Below are 16,841 nucleotides of genomic sequence, written 5' to 3'. Positions count from 1 at the left end.
CGACCCATGTCATGCCCTCAGCCCTCATGCCCCACCCTGGGCATGAAACCGGGTTACGTGCGCCGACCTCGATGTGCATGAAACCGGGTCAGGTGCGTATGACCTCGATCCATCAGGGTCAGATGGCCGTAACCGGGTTTCATGCGGGGCTCCGGGGGTGCCGTACGTCGGGGGTGGCGTACGCAGGGGTGTCGTACGTCAGGGCGCGGGTGAGACCTCGTCGGCGCGCACCACGGTCATGGTCGCGCCGGGCAGGTGCACGGTGCTGCCCGGGCGTACGCCGTGGGCCCGGCGGGTCTCGACCTCGCCGTCGACCTGGACGCGCCCGGTCTGGATGAGCTCGCGCGCCTCGGCGCCGTCCTCGACCAGCCCGGACAGCTTCAGCAGCTGCCCGAGGCGGATCTCCTCGTCACGGATCGGCACCTCGATCACGGGGTCGCCTGCGTCACCAGCCATAGCCGTGATCCTCCCAGACGGCGGCGGGTGCGGACACACCCGTGCCGGCGTACGGGGAGAGCCGGCGCCCGACGTACGGCTGGCGGTGCGTGCGCCCCGCGACGCCGGGCGAGACCGGGGTCACCCGCAGGGAGGAGCCGAGTTTGCGGGGTCGGCTTGCACAGGTAGGAGTCGTCGGTCACGCTGGATCTCAGGTCGCCGGCACCTCCAGCGACCGCGGCAGGGGGCCGCTGCTGGACACTCGGGACGGAGGACATGTGCGTTACGGACGCCGCGGCTCCGCCGACCCTGTCTCAGCAGACGATCAGGATGACGTCACACCCGTAACATTCTCCGGCCCCAGGCCGATGGAGCAGTCGATCCCGCAGGGTGCGTTGCGGGATCTGGTTGGCGCCGCGCGGGCAGGTGACGGCGCAGCCACAGATCAGCTCATGGCAGGGGTCCACCAGATCGCTGTCCGCTATGCGCGGGCGCGTCTCGGCACCTTGCCCGGAGCCCGGGAAGCCGCGCAGGACGTGGCGCAGGAGGTGTGTGTGGCCGTGCTGACGTCGCTGTCGCGCTACACCGACCGCGGGCTCCCGTTCGAGGCCTTCGTCTATCGCATCGCCGCCAACAAGGTCGCCGACGCCCAGCGCGGCACCCTGCGCGGAGCGGTGCCCACCGACGACGTGCCCGACCAGGTCGACTCCGCCGCCGGCCCCGAGGAGCACGCGCTGCGCTCGGACCAGGCGCGCGCCGTGTGGGAGCTGATGGACCGGCTCTCCCCCCAGCACCGCGAGATCGTCACGCTGCGCGTGGCCGTGGGCCTCTCGGCCGACGAGACCGCCGAGGCGCTGGGCATGACCCCCGGCGCCGTGCGCGTGGCCCAGCACCGCGCTCTCGGCCGGCTGCGCAGCATGCTGGCCGAGGGGAGTGAGCTGGCGTGACGCCGCCCTCTCTCGGTCGCATCCACAGCGACGACCGGGCGCTCGACGCCCTCGGCGGCCGCCGCCGCCCCGCGGAGCGCGACGAGCTCAGCGACCTGCTCTCCGCGTGGGTCGGGGAGATCGACCGCACCCCCGGCTCGGTCCCGGCGCGCCCGTCGCGCCGCCGGCACCTGTCGTACGTCGGTGCGGCCACGGGCATCGCCGTCGCCACCCTCTCGGTCTCGTCGATGGCTGCCGCGGTGACCGGTCACCAGGTCCCGGTGCTCTACCAGCTCGGCAACGTGGCGAGCAGCGTGTTCGGCGGTCAGACGCCCAGCCAGACACCGGTCGCCGACGACGGCACCGGTGACGGCGACGGTGGCAGCGGCCACGGCAACGACGACGGCAGCGGCGGCGTCCCCGGCTCGACCGGCAGCTCCACCACGGTGGGTCAGCCGTCGGGCTCGGCGACCACCGCCCCGGCGTCCTCGCCGCTGCCGGGCCCGCCCGGCACCAGCCCCTCGCCGCGCCCGACCCCGACCGACCTGCCGTCCCGGCTGCCGGGCACGGCGTCGCTGAGCGATGCGCCGGGCACGTCGCAGCAGCAGCGGCCGAGCCGCCCGGGCACCGGTCCCGCGCCGACGGCCACCCCGACCACCCCGTCGACACCGTCCGGGTCGTCCTCGGGCGGCAGCGGCTCCTCGACCTCGACGGGCAGCAGCTCCTCGCGGCCGAGCAGCAGCTCCAGCACGGGGTCGACCAGCAGCAGCGGGTCCACGAGCTCCAGCTCGTCAAGCTCCTCGTCCGGCACGTCGACCTCGACCGAGGCGAACCGTCCGTCGATCCGGCCCTCGAGCCCGTCGCCGACCTCGTCCAGCTCCTCGGCGTCGCGCCCCGGCGGCCCGAAGGGGTCGAGCGTCGACAGCACCGGCTCGACCACGAGCCGGCAGCGCCTGATCAGCCCCGAGCCGACCGGCTCGACCACGTCGCAGCGCTCGCCCGGTCGGTCGGCCGACGCCCCTGGCCAGGCCACCGAGCGCACCAGCCGGGGCAACGGTCGTGGCCCGGCGCCCTCGGTGACGCCCAGCCCCTGACCTGGCGCAGACGTACGCCCTGATCGGCTGTTCCTGCCGTGGTCGGGGCACCCCTTCGGGGAACCTACACTTGGTTCATGGCACCAGAGATGGCCCCGCTTCCTTCGGTTCCCACGCACTTCGGCCAGCTCGGTCTGACCTACGACGACGTGCTGCTGCTGCCCGGCGAGACGGATGTCGTGCCCAGCGAGGTCGACACCACCTCGCGGCTGACCCGGGAGATCTCCCTGCGCGTGCCGCTGATCTCGGCCGCGATGGACACCGTCACCGAGGCCCGCATGGCGATCGCCATGGCCCGCCAGGGCGGGCTCGGCGTGCTGCACCGCAACCTGTCGATCGAGGACCAGGCCTATCAGGTCGACCTCGTGAAGCGCACCCAGACCGGGCGCATCACCAACCCCGTCACCATCGGCCCCGACGCCACCCTCGAGCAGCTCGACGAGCTGTGCGGGGAGTACCGCGTGAGCGGCCTCCCGGTCGTCGAGGGTGACGGCACCCTCATCGGCATGATCACCAACCGCGACCTGCGGTTCACCCCCGTCGCCGACTGGGGCACGCTGCGGGTGCGCGAGGTCATGACGCCGATGCCGCTCATCACCGCGCCCACCGACATCTCCCACGAGGACGCCACCGCGCTGCTGCGTCAGCACAAGCGCGAGCGGCTGCCGCTGGTCGACGGTGACGGCAAGCTGTCCGGCCTCATCACGGTCAAGGACTTCGTGAAGTCCGAGCAGTTCCCCAACGCGTCCAAGGACGGCCAGGGGCGGCTGCTCGTCGCCGCGGCGATCGGCTACTTCGGCGACGCCTGGGAGCGCGCCACCACGCTGGTCGACGCCGGTGTCGACGTGCTGGTCCCCGACGTGGCCAACGGGCACGCCCGGCTCATGCTCGAGATGATCAAGAAGCTCAAGTCCGACCCGGCCACCCGCCACGTGCAGATCATCGGCGGCAACGTCGCCACCCAGGCCGGCGCGCAGGCGCTGGTCGACGCGGGTGTCGACGCGGTCAAGGTCGGGGTCGGCCCGGGCTCGATCTGCACCACGCGCGTGGTCGCGGGCGTCGGCGTCCCTCAGGTCACGGCGATCTTCGACGCGGCGCAGGCGTGCCGCCCGGCGGGAGTGCCGGTGATCGGCGACGGCGGCCTGCAGTACTCCGGCGACATCGCCAAGGCCCTGGTCGCCGGCGCCGACACGGTGATGCTCGGCTCGCTGCTCGCCGGCTGCGAGGAGTCGCCGGGCGACCTGATCCTGGTCAACGGCAAGCAGTTCAAGAGCTACCGCGGCATGGGGTCGCTCGGGGCGATGGCCTCGCGCGGCAAGAAGTCCTTCTCCAAGGACCGCTACTTCCAGGCCGACGTCGCGAGCGACGACGAGATCGTGCCCGAGGGCATCGAGGGTCGCGTCGCCTACCGCGGCTCGCTGTCCGGGGTGCTGCACCAGCTGGTCGGCGGCCTGGGTCAGTCGATGTTCTACGTCGGCGCCCGCACCATCCCCGAGCTGCAGGAGCGCGGCCAGTTCGTGCGCATCACGACCGCCGGCCTGAAGGAGTCGCACCCGCACGACGTGCAGGGGATCGTGGAGGCGCCCAACTACGTCGGGCGATAAGCGCGCAGCGCAGGTCGGGGGTCGAGCTTGCGAGGCACCCGGCCGGAGCGGAGTGCGCCAGAGCCCGACCATGAGTACGTCGGGCGATAGCCCGTCTCGCAGATCGTGCGACGACGTACGAAGTGCGGCGGGCCGACCCCGGGATCCCGGGGGAGGGGCCGCTCAGATCGTGCGACGACGTACGAAATGCGGAAGGGGCGCGGGTGTGCGTCGCCCCGCGGCGTCGGCCGGGTCAGGCGAGGTCGATGGGGCACTCGGGGCCGGGCGCGGTCGCGAGCCGTCGGTCGGCGGTGAGAAGTCGCGCGTCGAGCACCTCGGCGAGCGCGACGTAGGTCGCGTTGTAGAAGCTGAGGTTGTCGCGCAGCTCCCAGGCTCTGGACTGCAGCGGGGCGACGGGGTAGCGCTGGACGACGAGGTCGCGCGCCGCGGCCAGCGAGGTGGCGGCTCGGTCGGCGGGCAGCACCCCGCGGTGGACGAGCCCGCGCAACGCCTGACCGCACTCCGCGTCGACGAGGTGCGGGGCGGCGACGCCGGACAGGAGCTGCTGGCGCACGGCTGCGCCGCGGCTCGTGGTGTCGACGACGGCCAGGACCAGGGCGGAGGCGTCGATGACGAGCACGTCAGCGGTCGGCGTCGCGCGCGGCGAGCACCTGGTTGACGTCGAGGGTCAGCGGCGGGCGACCGGCGAGGTCGTCCTCGAGGGCTTGCACGACCTCGTCGGGCTCGGGCCGTCGGCCCACCTCGACCGTCCGGGCGAGCATGTACGCCTGGATCGACTGGCCCGACCGGCGCGCCCGGCGGCGGATCGTCTCGTAGACGTCCTCGGGCACGTCGCGGATCTGGATCAGGGCCATGCATGCATGGTAGCAATCTGCATGCACCGCCTGGTGGGCCTCGCGCGGCCGCCCGTCGATAGCCTGTGCCGGTGACTGAGATCGAGATCGGCCGCGGCAAGCGGGGGCGGCGCGCGTTTTCCTTCGACGACGTGGCGGTGGTGCCGTCGCGGCGCACGCGCGACCCCGAGGAGGTGTCGGTCTCCTGGCAGATCGACGCCTATCACTTCGACCTCCCGGTGCTGGCCGCGCCGATGGACTCGGTGATGTCGCCGCAGACCGCGATCGCGTTCGGGCAGCTCGGCGGCCTGCCGGTGCTCGACCTCGAGGGGCTGTGGACCCGCTACGAGAGCCCCGAGCCGCTGCTCGCCGAGATCGCCGGGCTCGACCCCGCCGAGGCCACCTCGCGCATGCGCGAGCTCTACGCCCAGCCGATCAACCCCGACCTGATCTCGTTGCGGCTCAAGGAGATTCGCGACGCGGGCGTGACCGTCGCGGGCGCGCTCAGCCCGCAGCGCACCCAGGAGCACTGGAAGTCGGTCGTCGACGCCGGCGTCGACCTGTTCGTCATCCGCGGTACGACCGTCTCGGCCGAGCACGTGTCCGGCAAGGCCGAACCGCTCAACCTCAAGCGGTTCATCTACGAGCTCGACGTGCCGGTGATCGTCGGGGGCGCGAGCACGTACACCGCCGCGCTGCACCTGATGCGCACCGGCGCGGCCGGCGTGCTCGTCGGGTTCGGCGGCGGCGCGGCGCACACCACCCGCGTCACCCTCGGCATCCACGCGCCGATGGCCTCGGCGATCGCCGACATCGCGGCCGCGCGGCGCGACTACCTCGACGAGTCGGGCGGGCGCTACGTCCACGTCATCGCCGACGGCGGCATGGGCACCTCCGGCGACATCGTGAAGGCCGTCGGCTGCGGCGCCGACGCGGTGATGATCGGCGCCGCGCTGGCGCGGGCGAGCGACGCCCCCGGCCGCGGGTTCCACTGGGGCTCCGAGGCGCACCACCACGAGCTGCCGCGCGGCGAGCGGGTCGAGGTCGGCACCGTCGGCTCGCTGCAGGAGATCCTGCTCGGCCCGGGCCGTGGCGCCGACGGCACCACCAACCTCATCGGCGCGCTGCGCCGGGCGATGGCCACCACGGGCTACACCGACCTCAAGGAGTTCCAGCGCGTCGAGGTCGTCGTCGCCCCCTACCAGCGGTCCTGACTCCTTCTGGCTCAGCTCCTCCTCCGCGAGCCCGTCGCACGCTCCGGTCTCGCGGCATCGTCGCCGAGCCCGTCGCACGCTCCGGTCTCGCGGCATCGTCGCCGAGCCGGTCGCACGCTCCTACCCAGGATCTGGGTCTCCCGCGCGGATTTTTGGACGTTCAGTGGCGCAGATCACGTCCGGCGAGGTTACGCTGACGTAATGACTGATTCGTTGGTCCAGGACTCTCGGCAGCGTTCCTCCGCCGACGCGGGCGGCCAGCCCAGCGCGTACGCCCTCCCCACCGGCCTCGACGCCCGCCTCGGGCGGCGCGTGGTCGCCCCGGCGCGGCCCGAGATGCACGAGTGCGTCACCCCGTTCACCGGCCAGGTGATCGGGCGGCTGCCGCTCTCGACGGTCGACTCGGTCGACCAGGCCTTCCGCGACGCCCGCGAGGCAGCCGCGCGCTGGGCCGCGCGTCCGGTCGAGGAGCGCACCCGCTTCCTGACCCGCCTGCACGACCTGCTGCTGCGCCACCAGAACGAGCTGCTCGACCTCATCCAGCTCGACGCCGGCAAGGCGCGCAAGCACGCGTTCGAGGAGGTGCTCGACGCGGCGGGCGTGTGCCGGCACTACGCCAAGAAGGCCGAGAGCTACCTCGGCCCGAAGAAGCACCTGGGCGCGATCCCGCTGCTCACCACCTCGGTCGAGCTGCGCCACCCCAAGGGCGTCGTCGGGGTCGTGTCGCCGTGGAACTACCCCCTGTCGATGTCGATCACCGACGCGCTCCCGGCCCTGGTCGCGGGCAACGCCGTCGTGCTGCGCCCCGACACCCAGTCGGCCCTCACCGCCCTGCGCGCCGTCGAGCTGATCGACCAGGCGGGGCTGCCCGAGGGCGTGCTGCAGGTCGTGCTCGGCCCCGGCTCGGTCATCGGCAAGGCGGTGCTCGACCGCGCCGACTACGTGATGTACACCGGCTCCACCAAGACCGGCCGCGGCGTCGCCCGCGACGCGGGGGAGCGCCTCGTCGGCGCCTCGCTGGAGCTCGGTGGCAAGAACCCGATGTACGTCCGTGCCGACGCCTCGCCCAGCCGCGCCGCGGAGGGGGCGGTGCGGGCGGCGTACGGCTCGGCGGGGCAGCTGTGCATCTCGGCCGAGCGGCTGATCGTGCACGAGCAGGTCGCCGACGAGTTCCTCAAGCACTTCCTGCGCCGGGTCGAGGCGATGCGCATCGGCCCCGGCCTGCAGTGGGGCATCGACATGGGCACGCTGGTGACCGCCGAGCAGCTCGAGCGGGTCAGCGCGCACGTCGAGGACGCCAAGGCCAAGGGCGCCGCGGTGCTCGCCGGCGGGCGGGCGCGGCCCGACCTCGGCCCGCTGTTCTACGAGCCGACCGTGCTCACCAACGTCACCGGCGACATGCTCTGCCGCGACGAGGAGACCTTCGGGCCCGTCGTGTCGGTCTATCGGGTCGCGAACGACCAGGAGGCGCTGGCGCTCGCCAACGACACGCCGTACGGCCTCAACGCCTCGGTCTGGACGCGCGACGTCCGGCGCGGGCGCGAGCTCGCCGCGCAGATCCGCACCGGCACGGTCAACATCAACGAGGGCTACGCCGCGGCGTGGGGCAGCAACGGCTCGCCGATGGGCGGCATGGGCGCCTCGGGTCTCGGCCGGCGGCACGGCGCCGAGGGCATCCAGAAGTACACCGAGTCGCAGAACGTCGCGGTCCAGCGCCCGCCCGGCTTCGCCGTGCCCAAGGGCGTCCCCGAGAAGGTGTGGGCCAAGGCCATGGCCACCGGCCTGCGCGTGATGAAGGGTGCGGGCCTGTCGTGACCGGCACCTACGACTACGACGTCGTCGTCGTGGGCTCCGGCTTCGGCGGCTCGGTGGCGGCGCTGCGGCTGGCCGAGAAGGGCTACTCCGTCCTGGTGCTCGAGGCGGGCCGCCGCTTCGAGGACGCGGACTTCGCCAAGACCTCCTGGGACCTGCGCCGATACCTGTGGGCGCCGGCGCTGAAGTGCTTCGGCGTGCAGCGCATCCACAAGCTGCCCGACGTGCTGATCCTGGCCGGGGCGGGCGTCGGCGGCGGATCGCTCAACTACGCCAACACGCTCTACCAGCCGACGGGGCCGTTCTACACCGACCCGCAGTGGGGCCACATCACCGACTGGGAGGACGAGCTCACCCCGCACTACGACGTGGCGCGGCGGATGCTCGGCGTCGTCGAGGACAACCCGTGCGACGGGCCGGTCGAGCAGGTCATGCGCGACGTCGCGCACGACATGGGCGTCGGCAGCACCTTCCGCAAGACGCCGGTCGGGGTGTTCTTCGGCGAGCCCGGCAAGCAGGTTGCCGACCCCTACTTCGGCGGCGAGGGCCCGGCGCGCAGCGGCTGCACCGAGTGCGGCAACTGCATGGTCGGCTGCCGCGTGGGCGCCAAGAACACGCTCATGAAGAACTACCTCGCGCTGGCCGAGCGGGCCGGCGTGAAGATCCAGCCGATGCGCACGGTCGTCGGCCTGGACCCGTTGGGAGACAAGGGTTTTCGCGTCACGACCCGCCGCACGGGCGCGTGGGTGAAGCGCGACGAGCAGACGATCACCGCCGAGCAGGTGGTGCTCGCGGCCGGCGCCTGGGGCACCCAGAACCTGCTGCACACCATGCGCCAGACCGGGCGGCTCGCGAAGCTGTCCGACCGGCTCGGCATGCTGACCCGCACCAACTCCGAGGCCCTCGAGGGCGCGGCCGCGGTGACGGTGCGCGAGGACTTCCCGGTCGCGAAGGGCATCGCGATCACCACCTCGTTCCACGTCGACGAGCACACCCACGTCGAGAACGTCCGCTACGGCCCCGGCTCCAACGCGATGGGGCTGCTGTCGACCCTGCAGGTCGACAGCTCCCGGTCGCTCGCCTCGCGCGGCCTGGAGTTCACCCGCAAGTTCCTGCGCGAGCCGATCTCCAACACCCGGGCGGCGTTCGGCCCGCGGTGGAGCGAGCGCACGGTGATCCTGCTGGTGATGCAGACCCTCGACAACTCGCTGACCACGTCGGTGCGCAAGCGCTTCGGCCGCTACTGGCTGACCAGCCGGCAGGGCCACGGCATGCCGAACCCGACGTACATCCCGCAGGGGCAGGCCGCGGTGCGCGCCATCGCCAAGCGCCTGCAGGAGCGCAGCGGGGTGCACACCATCGCGGGCAGCACCTGGCCCGAGACGTTCGGCATCCCGATGACCGCGCACTTCCTCGGCGGCGCGGTGATCTCCGACAGCCCCGAGCGCGGGGTCGTCGACCCCTACCAGCGGGTCTGGGGCTATCCCGGGATGCACGTGGTCGACGGGTCGGCGGTGTCGGCCAACCTCGGCGTGAACCCCTCGCTGACCATCACCGCGCAGGCGGAGCGGGCGATCTCGCTGTGGCCGGCCAAGGGGCAGACCGACCAGCGCCCGGCGCAGGGCGAGGGATACCGGCGCTTCCCGGCCGAGCCCGCGCGGGTGCCCGGCGTCGAGCTCGGCATGCCGGCGACGCGCACCGCCTGAGGCGACGCGGGAGCGGTCAGGTTCGACGCCTACCCTGAGGGAGTGATCGAGACCGCCCGCCGCCCGCGCCACCTGGCGCTGCTGGCGCTCGCGCTGGCCTTCGTGGCGCTCTTCGTGGGCCTCGGCTTCTGGCAGTACGGCGTCGCCAAGCAGGACGCGCGCGAGCAGGTGCTGCAGCAGGGGCCGGCCCAGCCGGTCGCGCCGCTGAACGAGGTCATCGCCCCGCACGAGGCGTTCCCCGACGACGGGTCGCTGCGCCGGGTCAGCGTGACCGGGACGTACGACGCGCCCAAGCAGTTCCTCGTGCCCGACCGGCGCCTCGAGGGCCGGGCCGGCTTCTGGGTGCTGACCCCGCTGGTGGTCGACGGCACCGGCGCGCGCATCCCGGTCCTGCGCGGCTTCGTGACCGACGCGGCCGCCGCCCCGGCCCCGCCCACCGGGCCGATCCAGCTGCTCGGCTCCCTCGTGCCGGCCGAGTCGCCGCGCACCGACGTCACCGTGCCGCCGGGGCAGCAGGCCTCGGTCGACGTGAGCACGCTGCTCAACGAGTGGGGCGGCACGGTCTACAACGCGTTCCTGTTCACCATCGAGCAGACCCCGGCCGAGCAGTCCGCGGCGATGCAGCACGTGCCGCCGCCGTCGCCGACGGTCGAAGGGGTCGACTGGCGCAACCTCGGGTACGCCCTCCAGTGGTGGGTGTTCGCGGTGTTCGCCCTCTACCTGTGGTGGCGCTCGGTGCGCGAGGACCACCTCGACCAGCTGGCCCTGGCGGCCCGCGACGACGGCCCGACGGGCGACGGGCCGGCCGACGACCCGACCGACGACGGCCCGACCGACGGGCCGACCGATGACCACGGTGCCGGGGCGCCCGCGCCGGCCGACGACGTACGACCGAAGGATCTGCATGTCTGACCTCGCCCGCGAGGAGCGCATCGACGTCCCGAGCGCCCGCACCAAGCTGAAGTTCTTCAAGGTGATGGCGTTCATCGTCGGCATCGGGCTGCTGGTGCTCGTGGCCGAGATGATCCTGCAGTACGGCTTCCAGAACGACGCGCTCGCGTGGTGGCCGCAGCCGCACGGCTTGATCTTCGTGATCTACGTCGTCGCCACCGCCGTGCTCGGGTTCGCCGTGCGCTGGCCGCTGTCGAAGATGGTGCTGGTGATGCTCGCCGGCTGCGTGCCGCTGCTGTCCTTCTGGGTCGAGCGCAAGGTCGGCGGCGAGGTCGAGGCCCAGCTGGAACGGCTGGAGCGCGGCGCACCCGCGACGGCTCGCTAGGCTCTCGCTGTGACGGAGAATCTGCAGGACCATCCCGTCCTGGTCGTCGACTTCGGCGCGCAGTACGCCCAGCTCATCGCCCGGCGCGTGCGGGAGGCCTCGCTCTACAGCGAGGTCGTGCCGCACGACATGCCGGCCGAGGAGATCCTCGCGATGGAGCCGGCGGCGATCGTGCTCTCGGGCGGCCCGTCGTCGGTCTACGCCGACGGCGCGCCCGCGCTCGACAAGGCGCTGCTGGAGGCGGGCGTGCCCGTCTTCGGCATCTGCTACGGCTTCCAGGCGATGACCCAGGCGCTCGGCGGGACCGTGGCGCACACGGGCATGCGCGAGTACGGCGCGACCCGGGCCGACATCGACGACACCGGCTCGACGCTGTTCAACGGGCAGCCGCCGCAGCAGTCGGTGTGGATGTCGCACGGCGACTCGGTGAGCGAGGCGCCCGACGGCATGAAGGTCACCGCGCGCACCCCCGGCACGACCGTCGCGGCGTTCGAGGACGACGAGCGCCGGCTGTACGGCGTGCAGTGGCACCCGGAGGTCATGCACTCCACGTTCGGGCAGCGGGTCATGGAGAACTTCCTGCTGCGCGGCGCCGGCCTCGAGGCCGAGTGGACCCCCAAGAACATGGTCGACGAGCTGGTCGCCCGGGTGCGCGAGGAGGTCGGCGAGGACCGGGCGATCTGTGCGCTGTCCGGTGGCGTCGACTCGATGGTCGCGGCCGCGCTGGTGCAGAAGGCGATCGGCGACCAGCTGACCTGCGTGTTCGTCGACCACGGCCTGCTGCGTGCGGGAGAGGCCGAGCAGGTGCGCACCGACTTCGTGGAGCTCACCGGCGCCGACCTGGTCGTGATCGACGCGAGCGAGCGATACCTCGACGCGCTGGCCGGGGTGAGCGACCCGGAGCAGAAGCGCAAGATCATCGGCCGCGAGTTCATCCGCATCTTCGAGCAGGCCGCGCGCGACATCGTGCACGACCGCGGCGACAACGAGCACCCGGTGAAGTGGCTGGTGCAGGGCACGCTCTATCCCGACGTCGTGGAGTCCGGCGGCGGTGCGGGCGCGGCCAACATCAAGAGCCACCACAACGTCGGCGGGCTGCCCGACGACATCCAGTTCAAGCTGGTCGAGCCGCTGCGCACGCTGTTCAAGGACGAGGTGCGCCAGGTCGGGCTCGAGCTGGGGCTGCCCGAGAAGATCGTCTACCGCCAGCCGTTCCCGGGGCCGGGCCTCGGCATCCGGATCGTCGGCGAGGTCACCGCGGACCGGCTCGAGACGCTGCGCAAGGCCGACCTGATCGCGCGCGAGGAGCTCACGGCGGCCGAGCTGGACCGGGACATCTGGCAGTGCCCGGTGGTGCTGCTCGCGGACGTACGCTCCGTCGGCGTGCAGGGTGACGGCCGCACCTACGGCCACCCGATCGTGCTGCGCCCGGTGTCGTCGGAGGACGCGATGACGGCGGACTGGACGCGCCTGCCGTACGACGTGCTCGCCCGGATCTCCAGCCGCATCACCAACGAGGTCGAAGAGGTCAACCGGGTGGTGCTGGACGTGACGAGCAAGCCCCCCGGGACGATCGAGTGGGAGTGAACCGGCGGTGCCTCGGCGAGCGCGCCAGCGTGAGGTGAGGTTCCGCCGGTTCGCTCCTGCGACAGAAGGCATCGAGTGGGAGTGAACCGGCGGAGCGCAGGGCGAGGTTGAGCGCTCGAGGTGACGTTCCGCCGGTTCGCTCCTGCGACAGAAGGCATCGAGTGGGAGTGAACCGCTCCGCGTGACGGCGGGCACCCGTCACGCGTCCAGACTGCGTCCAGCCGGGTCCTGCACACTGTTCACATGTCCGAAGCACCCACCATGAGCCGTCCGGTCCTCGCGGAGACGCGCGGGGCCGACGGGCGCCTGCCCGAAGAGCCCGAGGGTCCCGAGCGGCGCGCGTCGGGGCCGTGGCTGAGCGTGGTGCTGATGGGGCTGCTGGCGCTGGCGGCGTTCGCTGCGATCGTGCGGGTCTCGCTGGGCAGCCTGCGCGGGTCCGAGCTCGACAACGACATGATGCACGCGGTCGGCAACTCGGCGACGGCGGCGATGAAGGTCACCGACTGGATCACGTACGTCAGTGTCGGCGGAGTCGCGCTGTGTCTCGCCGTCTGCGTGGGCGTGGCCCTGATGCGGCGCCGGGTGGGGCTCGCGGTGGCCGCGATGGTGCTGGTCGTGGGGGCCAACGTGACGACCCGCATCCTCAAGCTCAACGTGCTCGACCGTGCCGACGGGGCCGGGAACTCGCTGCCGAGCGGTCACGCCACCGTCGCGCTGTCGCTGGGGCTGGCCGCCGTGCTCGTGGCGCCCGCGGCGTGGCGCTGGGTGGTGGTGCCGTTCGCCGGGTTCGTGGCGACGTTCGTCGGTGCGGGCACGGTGGTGGGGCAGTGGCACCGTCCGGGTGACGTGCTCGCGGCCGTCGCGGTCTGCCTCGGCTGGACGGCGCTCGCGGTCGGTCTCGCGGCCCTGATCCAGCCCGGTGCGGCGCCGCGGCGTCCGGGGTGGGCGGCTCGTTCCTCGCTCGCGCTGGTCGGGTCGGCCGTCGTCGGGCTGATCTTCGTCGGCTGGGGCCTGCGCCCGGCCGACCACGACGTGAACCTCGTCCTCGCGGTGCTCGCGCTGGTGCCGATCGGCATCGCCAGCGCCGCCGCGCTCGCCTGGACCTCGGCCGTGGCCGACCGCCACCTGGCCTGACCCGCTCGCCGGTGCCGGGCCGGGGGTGCCGGCGCCGACGTACGCCGGGCTTCATTTCGTTCACTTGTGCACGAAATGAAGGCGTGGGGGCCGGGATTCCGCGGCGGCCCGCTGCATTTCGTTCACTTGCGCACGAAATGTGGGCGGGACCCCCGAGCCGTACGCCTCCGCTCGCACCCCTTCGCCCGCACCTCAGTCGGGCGGCGGCACCTTGGGGCTCAGCGACCAGCCGAGCCACCCCAGCAGCCCGAGCGGCACCTCGAACACGTGCGTGTAGAGCGCGAAGATCAGGACGCCGGCCGCGGCGGGGGCGGGCGGGGCGCCCCACGCGACGAGCACCGAGAGGGTGCCGGCCTCGGTGATGCCGAGCCCGCCCGGGGTGACGCCGACGGCGGTGAGCAGGCGGCCGATGGCGTACGCCGCGAACAGCTTGGGCAGCGGGATCTCGACACCGACCGCCTCCATCGTGCGCCAGAACAGCACGAAGTAGATCCCGAGGAAGCCCACCACCCCGAACGTCATCGGGAACCAGCCGTGGGCCGTGACGCTGGCGAGGCGGGAGCGCTGGTTCTGCAGCACCGTCGCGAGGTCGAGGCGCTGGCCCTTCTTCGGGCCGCGCCGCAGCCGGGCGAGCAGGTGCCCGACCCGTCGGTCGAGGAGGCCGCCGAGCTGGCGGGCGCGCTCGTCGCTGATGACCATGGCGATGAAGACCGCGAGCACGACCAGCGCGGTCACGCCGGCGGCGAAGGCGCCCTGGCGCACCGACTTCGGCAGCGCGGTCTGGTCCCGCGCGAGCACGACGATGCCGAGCAGCGGCAGGGCCACCCGGGCCAGGACGTTCCAGACCCCGGAGACGATGATCGAGGTCGAGATCGCCATCCGCGAGAAGCCCCAGCTGCGGCCGAACAGGTAGGTCACGGCCACGCCCGCCGCGCCTCCGCCGGGCAGCATGTTGCCGACGGCCGAGCCCGAGACGTTCATCATCAGGGCCTTGCTGTGCGACAGGCCGGGCAGGGAGCCGGTGAGGGTGAAGGTGTAGCACCACAGCCCGAGCACCATCCAGCCGAACAGCTCCAGGGCGGAGGCCGGGCCGACCGACCCGAGGTGCGTGCCGATCTTGGCCCAGGTGGTGTCGGCGAAGTAGGGCAGGCCGAAGGCGATGATCGCCATCGCGAGGCCGAGCCCGAGCACGGCCTGCAGCACGGTGCGCGGTGTCGGCTTCGGGAAGGTGGTCTCGGGGGCCGGTGCCGGCGCGCGGCTGGCCGGGCTCACGGCAGCCCGGCGAACACGTCGGAGGCGACCGGCCCGGTGTGGGCGCGGTCGAGGTACCACTCCCGGCGGAAGACCAGGTCGAACAGCGGCCGCGGGATCTTCAGCAGCATCCCGACCGTGCGGTCGGCGCCGCCGTCGGCCGAGGACTGCGACGCGTGCGCGCGCAGCGAGGCCCGCTTGGCCCGGACGAAGCGCCGGACCGGGATGCGGTGGGTGATGTCGGCCCGGGCGCTGTAGGCCCGCTCGAACGACGACAGGTCGAACTCCGGCGGGAAGCGATAGACCTTGGTCAGCAGCCGCAGCACCCGCACCAGCAGGTCGCGCGGCACCGTGGCCTCGAGAACCCTTGGTGTGCCTGCGATCTCGGCGGCACGAGCACCCACCTCGTGCACCCGCACGTGGTCGCGATGGCCGTAACCGCCGTTCGGGTCGTACGTCAGCAGCACCTCGGCCTGCTCCTCGCCGAGGATGCCGGCGAGCCGCTGGGCGGCCTCCTCGACCGGCGCCCGCACGAACCGGGTGCGCCCCGGTGGGTCGGGCAACAGCTCCTCGCCGCTGCCGCTGTCGGCGTAGCCCAGCCACTCGGTGCGGGCGACCCCGAGCACCGCGGCGCTGGCCTCGAGCTCGGCGCGGCGGTGCGCCGCCAGCCCGCCGCCGGCGGTGAAGTCGGTCGAGGCCAGACCCAGCTCGCCGTCGGTCGCGACGACCAGGACCACCCGGTGCCCCTCGGCCGCGGCGCGCGCCATCGTCCCCGAGGTCAGCAGGGCCTCGTCGTCGGGGTGGGCGTGAAAAGCCACGAGGGTGTAGGGCATCACGCGACAGTCTCGCAGCATGACATCCTCGGACGGGTGAGGGTCGCGCTGCTGTCGGACTGCTACCTGCCGCGGCTCGGCGGCATCGAGGTGCAGGTGCACGACCTCGCCCGCTCGCTGCGCCAGGCCGGCCACGAGGCCGTGGTCGTCACCGCCACCCAGGGCCCCGACGAGCCGATCGACGACGTGCCGGTCGAGCGCCTCGCGATCCCGCTGCCCGGCGGCGTGCCGGTGAATCCCCTTGCGCCGCCGAAGGTTCGGCGGCTGCTGCTCGACGGCGGGTTCGACGTGGCGCACGTGCACATGGGGGTCGTGAGCCCGTTCGCGATGGACTCGATGCGGGTCGCGCTGGGTGTCGGCATCCCGACCGTCGCGACCTGGCACTGCGTGCTGGCGCACGCCGCCCCGCTCGTCGACGCCGCCGGCTACGTCGAGCGCTGGGCCGACCGCGGCGCCGAGCTCACCGCCGTGTCGCAGGTCGCCGCCGCGCCGCTGCGCCGGATGAGCGGCGGCGCGCCGGTCTCGGTGCTGCCCAACGGGATCGACGTCGCACGCTGGTCGCCCGGGCCGCGGCCGGAGGCGTCGACCGGCTCGCTGCGCGTCGTCACCGCGATGCGGCTCGCGCTGCGCAAGCGCCCGCTCGACCTGGTCAAGGTGGTGGCCCGCGCCCGCGAGCTGGCGCCCGGTGCCGACCTGCGCCTGGAGATCCTGGGGGAGGGACCGCAGCGGCGCCGGCTCGAGGCCTGGTCGGCCCGGCACGGGGCGCAGGAGTGGCTGTCGCTGCCGGGCCGGGTGACCCGCGAGGAGCTGCACCGGCGCTACCTCGCCTCCGACGTCTACGTGGCGCCCGCCGAGCTCGAGGCGTTCGGCATCGCGGCGCTCGAGGCGCGGGCGAGCGGCCTGCCCGTGGTCGGGCCGCGCCGCAGCGGCATCACCGAGTTCGTCGCCGACGGCCGCGACGGGCTGCTGGTCGACGACGACGAGCAGTTCGCGCAGGCCCTGGCCCGGCTCGCGACGGACGCCGACCTGCGCGACCGGCTGGGGGCGTACGCCCGCTCGACCCCGGTGCGCCAGGACTGGGGCGAGGTCGTCGCGCAGACCGTGCAGGCGTACGGTCGGGCCCGGGCTTGATCGGG

16 protein-coding genes are annotated in these 16,841 nt (G+C 73.1%); 10 read left to right on the top strand and 6 right to left on the bottom strand.

Annotation, left to right across the window (positions count from 1 at the left end; genetic code table 11):
* Positions 1–198: 198 nt before the first annotated feature.
* Positions 199–456: an RNA-binding S4 domain-containing protein gene (locus tag FB554_RS11545; protein ID WP_142006229.1), complete on the bottom strand. Its 258-nt coding sequence runs from the start codon at positions 454–456 to the stop codon at positions 199–201.
* A gap of 347 nt (positions 457–803) precedes the next feature.
* Here FB554_RS11545 and shbA point away from each other — a divergent pair, with 347 nt between their 5' ends.
* Entirely contained in the window at positions 804–1,382 is a 579-nt protein-coding gene (gene shbA, locus FB554_RS11540) for an RNA polymerase sigma factor ShbA (RefSeq protein ID WP_142006227.1), read from the top strand.
* 430 nt (positions 1,383–1,812) lie between these two features.
* Here shbA and FB554_RS11535 read toward each other — a convergent pair whose 3' ends face one another.
* Positions 1,813–2,394 (bottom strand): hypothetical protein, encoded by a 582-nt coding sequence (locus FB554_RS11535; protein WP_142006225.1) that lies wholly within the window; start codon positions 2,392–2,394, stop codon positions 1,813–1,815.
* A 138-nt stretch (positions 2,395–2,532) separates the two neighbouring features.
* On the opposite strand from FB554_RS11535, the gene guaB reads away from it, so the two are divergent.
* Positions 2,533–4,059 (top strand): IMP dehydrogenase, encoded by a 1,527-nt coding sequence (gene guaB / locus FB554_RS11530; protein WP_142006223.1) that lies wholly within the window; start codon positions 2,533–2,535, stop codon positions 4,057–4,059.
* Between the two features lie 232 nt (positions 4,060–4,291).
* On the opposite strand, the gene FB554_RS11525 is transcribed toward guaB, so the two are convergent.
* A complete protein-coding gene (locus FB554_RS11525; protein ID WP_236022380.1) occupies positions 4,292–4,678 on the bottom strand; it encodes a type II toxin-antitoxin system VapC family toxin in 387 nt (128 codons plus the stop codon).
* Position 4,679: 1 nt separating this feature from the next.
* Entirely contained in the window at positions 4,680–4,913 is a 234-nt protein-coding gene (locus tag FB554_RS11520) for a FitA-like ribbon-helix-helix domain-containing protein (protein WP_142006222.1), read from the bottom strand.
* A gap of 71 nt (positions 4,914–4,984) precedes the next feature.
* Here FB554_RS11520 and FB554_RS11515 point away from each other — a divergent pair, with 71 nt between their 5' ends.
* The 7 genes from FB554_RS11515 to FB554_RS11485 all read left to right on the top strand — a co-directional run bounded on the left by FB554_RS11515 (position 4,985) and on the right by FB554_RS11485 (position 13,621).
* A complete protein-coding gene (locus tag FB554_RS11515) occupies positions 4,985–6,106 on the top strand; it encodes a GuaB3 family IMP dehydrogenase-related protein (protein WP_142006220.1) in 1,122 nt (373 codons plus the stop codon).
* A 201-nt stretch (positions 6,107–6,307) separates the two neighbouring features.
* Positions 6,308–7,921, top strand: coding sequence for a succinic semialdehyde dehydrogenase (locus FB554_RS11510; protein ID WP_142006218.1), 1,614 nt, complete (start codon positions 6,308–6,310; stop codon positions 7,919–7,921).
* Complete coding sequence (locus FB554_RS11505) at positions 7,918–9,624, top strand: GMC oxidoreductase (protein ID WP_142006216.1); 1,707 nt, start codon at positions 7,918–7,920, stop codon at positions 9,622–9,624. Before FB554_RS11510 ends, FB554_RS11505 begins: the two co-directional genes overlap by 4 nt.
* Positions 9,625–9,666: 42 nt before the next feature.
* A complete protein-coding gene (locus tag FB554_RS11500; protein WP_142006215.1) occupies positions 9,667–10,536 on the top strand; it encodes an SURF1 family protein in 870 nt (289 codons plus the stop codon).
* Positions 10,529–10,900: a DUF3817 domain-containing protein gene (locus FB554_RS11495; RefSeq protein WP_142006213.1), complete on the top strand. Its 372-nt coding sequence runs from the start codon at positions 10,529–10,531 to the stop codon at positions 10,898–10,900. Before FB554_RS11500 ends, FB554_RS11495 begins: the two co-directional genes overlap by 8 nt.
* A 9-nt stretch (positions 10,901–10,909) precedes the next feature.
* On the top strand, positions 10,910–12,487 hold the full coding sequence (guaA, locus tag FB554_RS11490; RefSeq protein ID WP_142006212.1) for a glutamine-hydrolyzing GMP synthase: 1,578 nt from the start codon (positions 10,910–10,912) through the stop codon (positions 12,485–12,487).
* A 243-nt stretch (positions 12,488–12,730) separates the two neighbouring features.
* Positions 12,731–13,621: a phosphatase PAP2 family protein gene (locus FB554_RS11485; RefSeq protein WP_142006210.1), complete on the top strand. Its 891-nt coding sequence runs from the start codon at positions 12,731–12,733 to the stop codon at positions 13,619–13,621.
* 192 nt (positions 13,622–13,813) lie between these two features.
* Here the strand turns inward: FB554_RS11485 and FB554_RS11480 are convergent, their stop codons facing one another.
* Positions 13,814–14,893 carry a lysylphosphatidylglycerol synthase transmembrane domain-containing protein gene (locus tag FB554_RS11480; protein WP_142006208.1) on the bottom strand — a complete coding sequence of 360 codons (1,080 nt, stop codon included), beginning with the start codon at positions 14,891–14,893 and terminating at the stop codon, positions 13,814–13,816.
* A complete protein-coding gene (locus tag FB554_RS11475) occupies positions 14,890–15,705 on the bottom strand; it encodes a PIG-L deacetylase family protein (RefSeq protein ID WP_236022379.1) in 816 nt (271 codons plus the stop codon). The genes FB554_RS11480 and FB554_RS11475 overlap by 4 nt, the downstream gene beginning before the upstream one ends.
* A 36-nt stretch (positions 15,706–15,741) precedes the next feature.
* On the opposite strand from FB554_RS11475, the gene FB554_RS11470 reads away from it, so the two are divergent.
* Positions 15,742–16,836, top strand: coding sequence for a glycosyltransferase family 4 protein (locus tag FB554_RS11470; protein ID WP_142006204.1), 1,095 nt, complete (start codon positions 15,742–15,744; stop codon positions 16,834–16,836).
* Positions 16,837–16,841 lie beyond the last annotated feature (5 nt).

The sequence above is a fragment of the Barrientosiimonas humi genome (assembly GCF_006716095.1).
Taxonomy (GTDB): domain Bacteria; phylum Actinomycetota; class Actinomycetes; order Actinomycetales; family Dermatophilaceae; genus Barrientosiimonas; species Barrientosiimonas humi.
Note: the sequence above shows the minus strand (reverse complement) of the source record. Positions and strands in the feature narration are given on the sequence as shown.

Coding starts and splice junctions, on each gene's coding strand:
- FB554_RS11545 (WP_142006229.1), bottom strand. CDS start 456: ATGGCTGGTGACGCAGGCGACCCCGTGATCGAGGTGCCGATCCGTGAC.
- shbA (WP_142006227.1), top strand. CDS start 804: ATGGAGCAGTCGATCCCGCAGGGTGCGTTGCGGGATCTGGTTGGCGCC.
- guaB (WP_142006223.1), top strand. CDS start 2,533: ATGGCACCAGAGATGGCCCCGCTTCCTTCGGTTCCCACGCACTTCGGC.
- FB554_RS11520 (WP_142006222.1), bottom strand. CDS start 4,913: ATGGCCCTGATCCAGATCCGCGACGTGCCCGAGGACGTCTACGAGACG.
- FB554_RS11510 (WP_142006218.1), top strand. CDS start 6,308: ATGACTGATTCGTTGGTCCAGGACTCTCGGCAGCGTTCCTCCGCCGAC.
- FB554_RS11495 (WP_142006213.1), top strand. CDS start 10,529: ATGTCTGACCTCGCCCGCGAGGAGCGCATCGACGTCCCGAGCGCCCGC.
- FB554_RS11485 (WP_142006210.1), top strand. CDS start 12,731: ATGTCCGAAGCACCCACCATGAGCCGTCCGGTCCTCGCGGAGACGCGC.
- FB554_RS11475 (WP_236022379.1), bottom strand. CDS start 15,705: ATGCCCTACACCCTCGTGGCTTTTCACGCCCACCCCGACGACGAGGCC.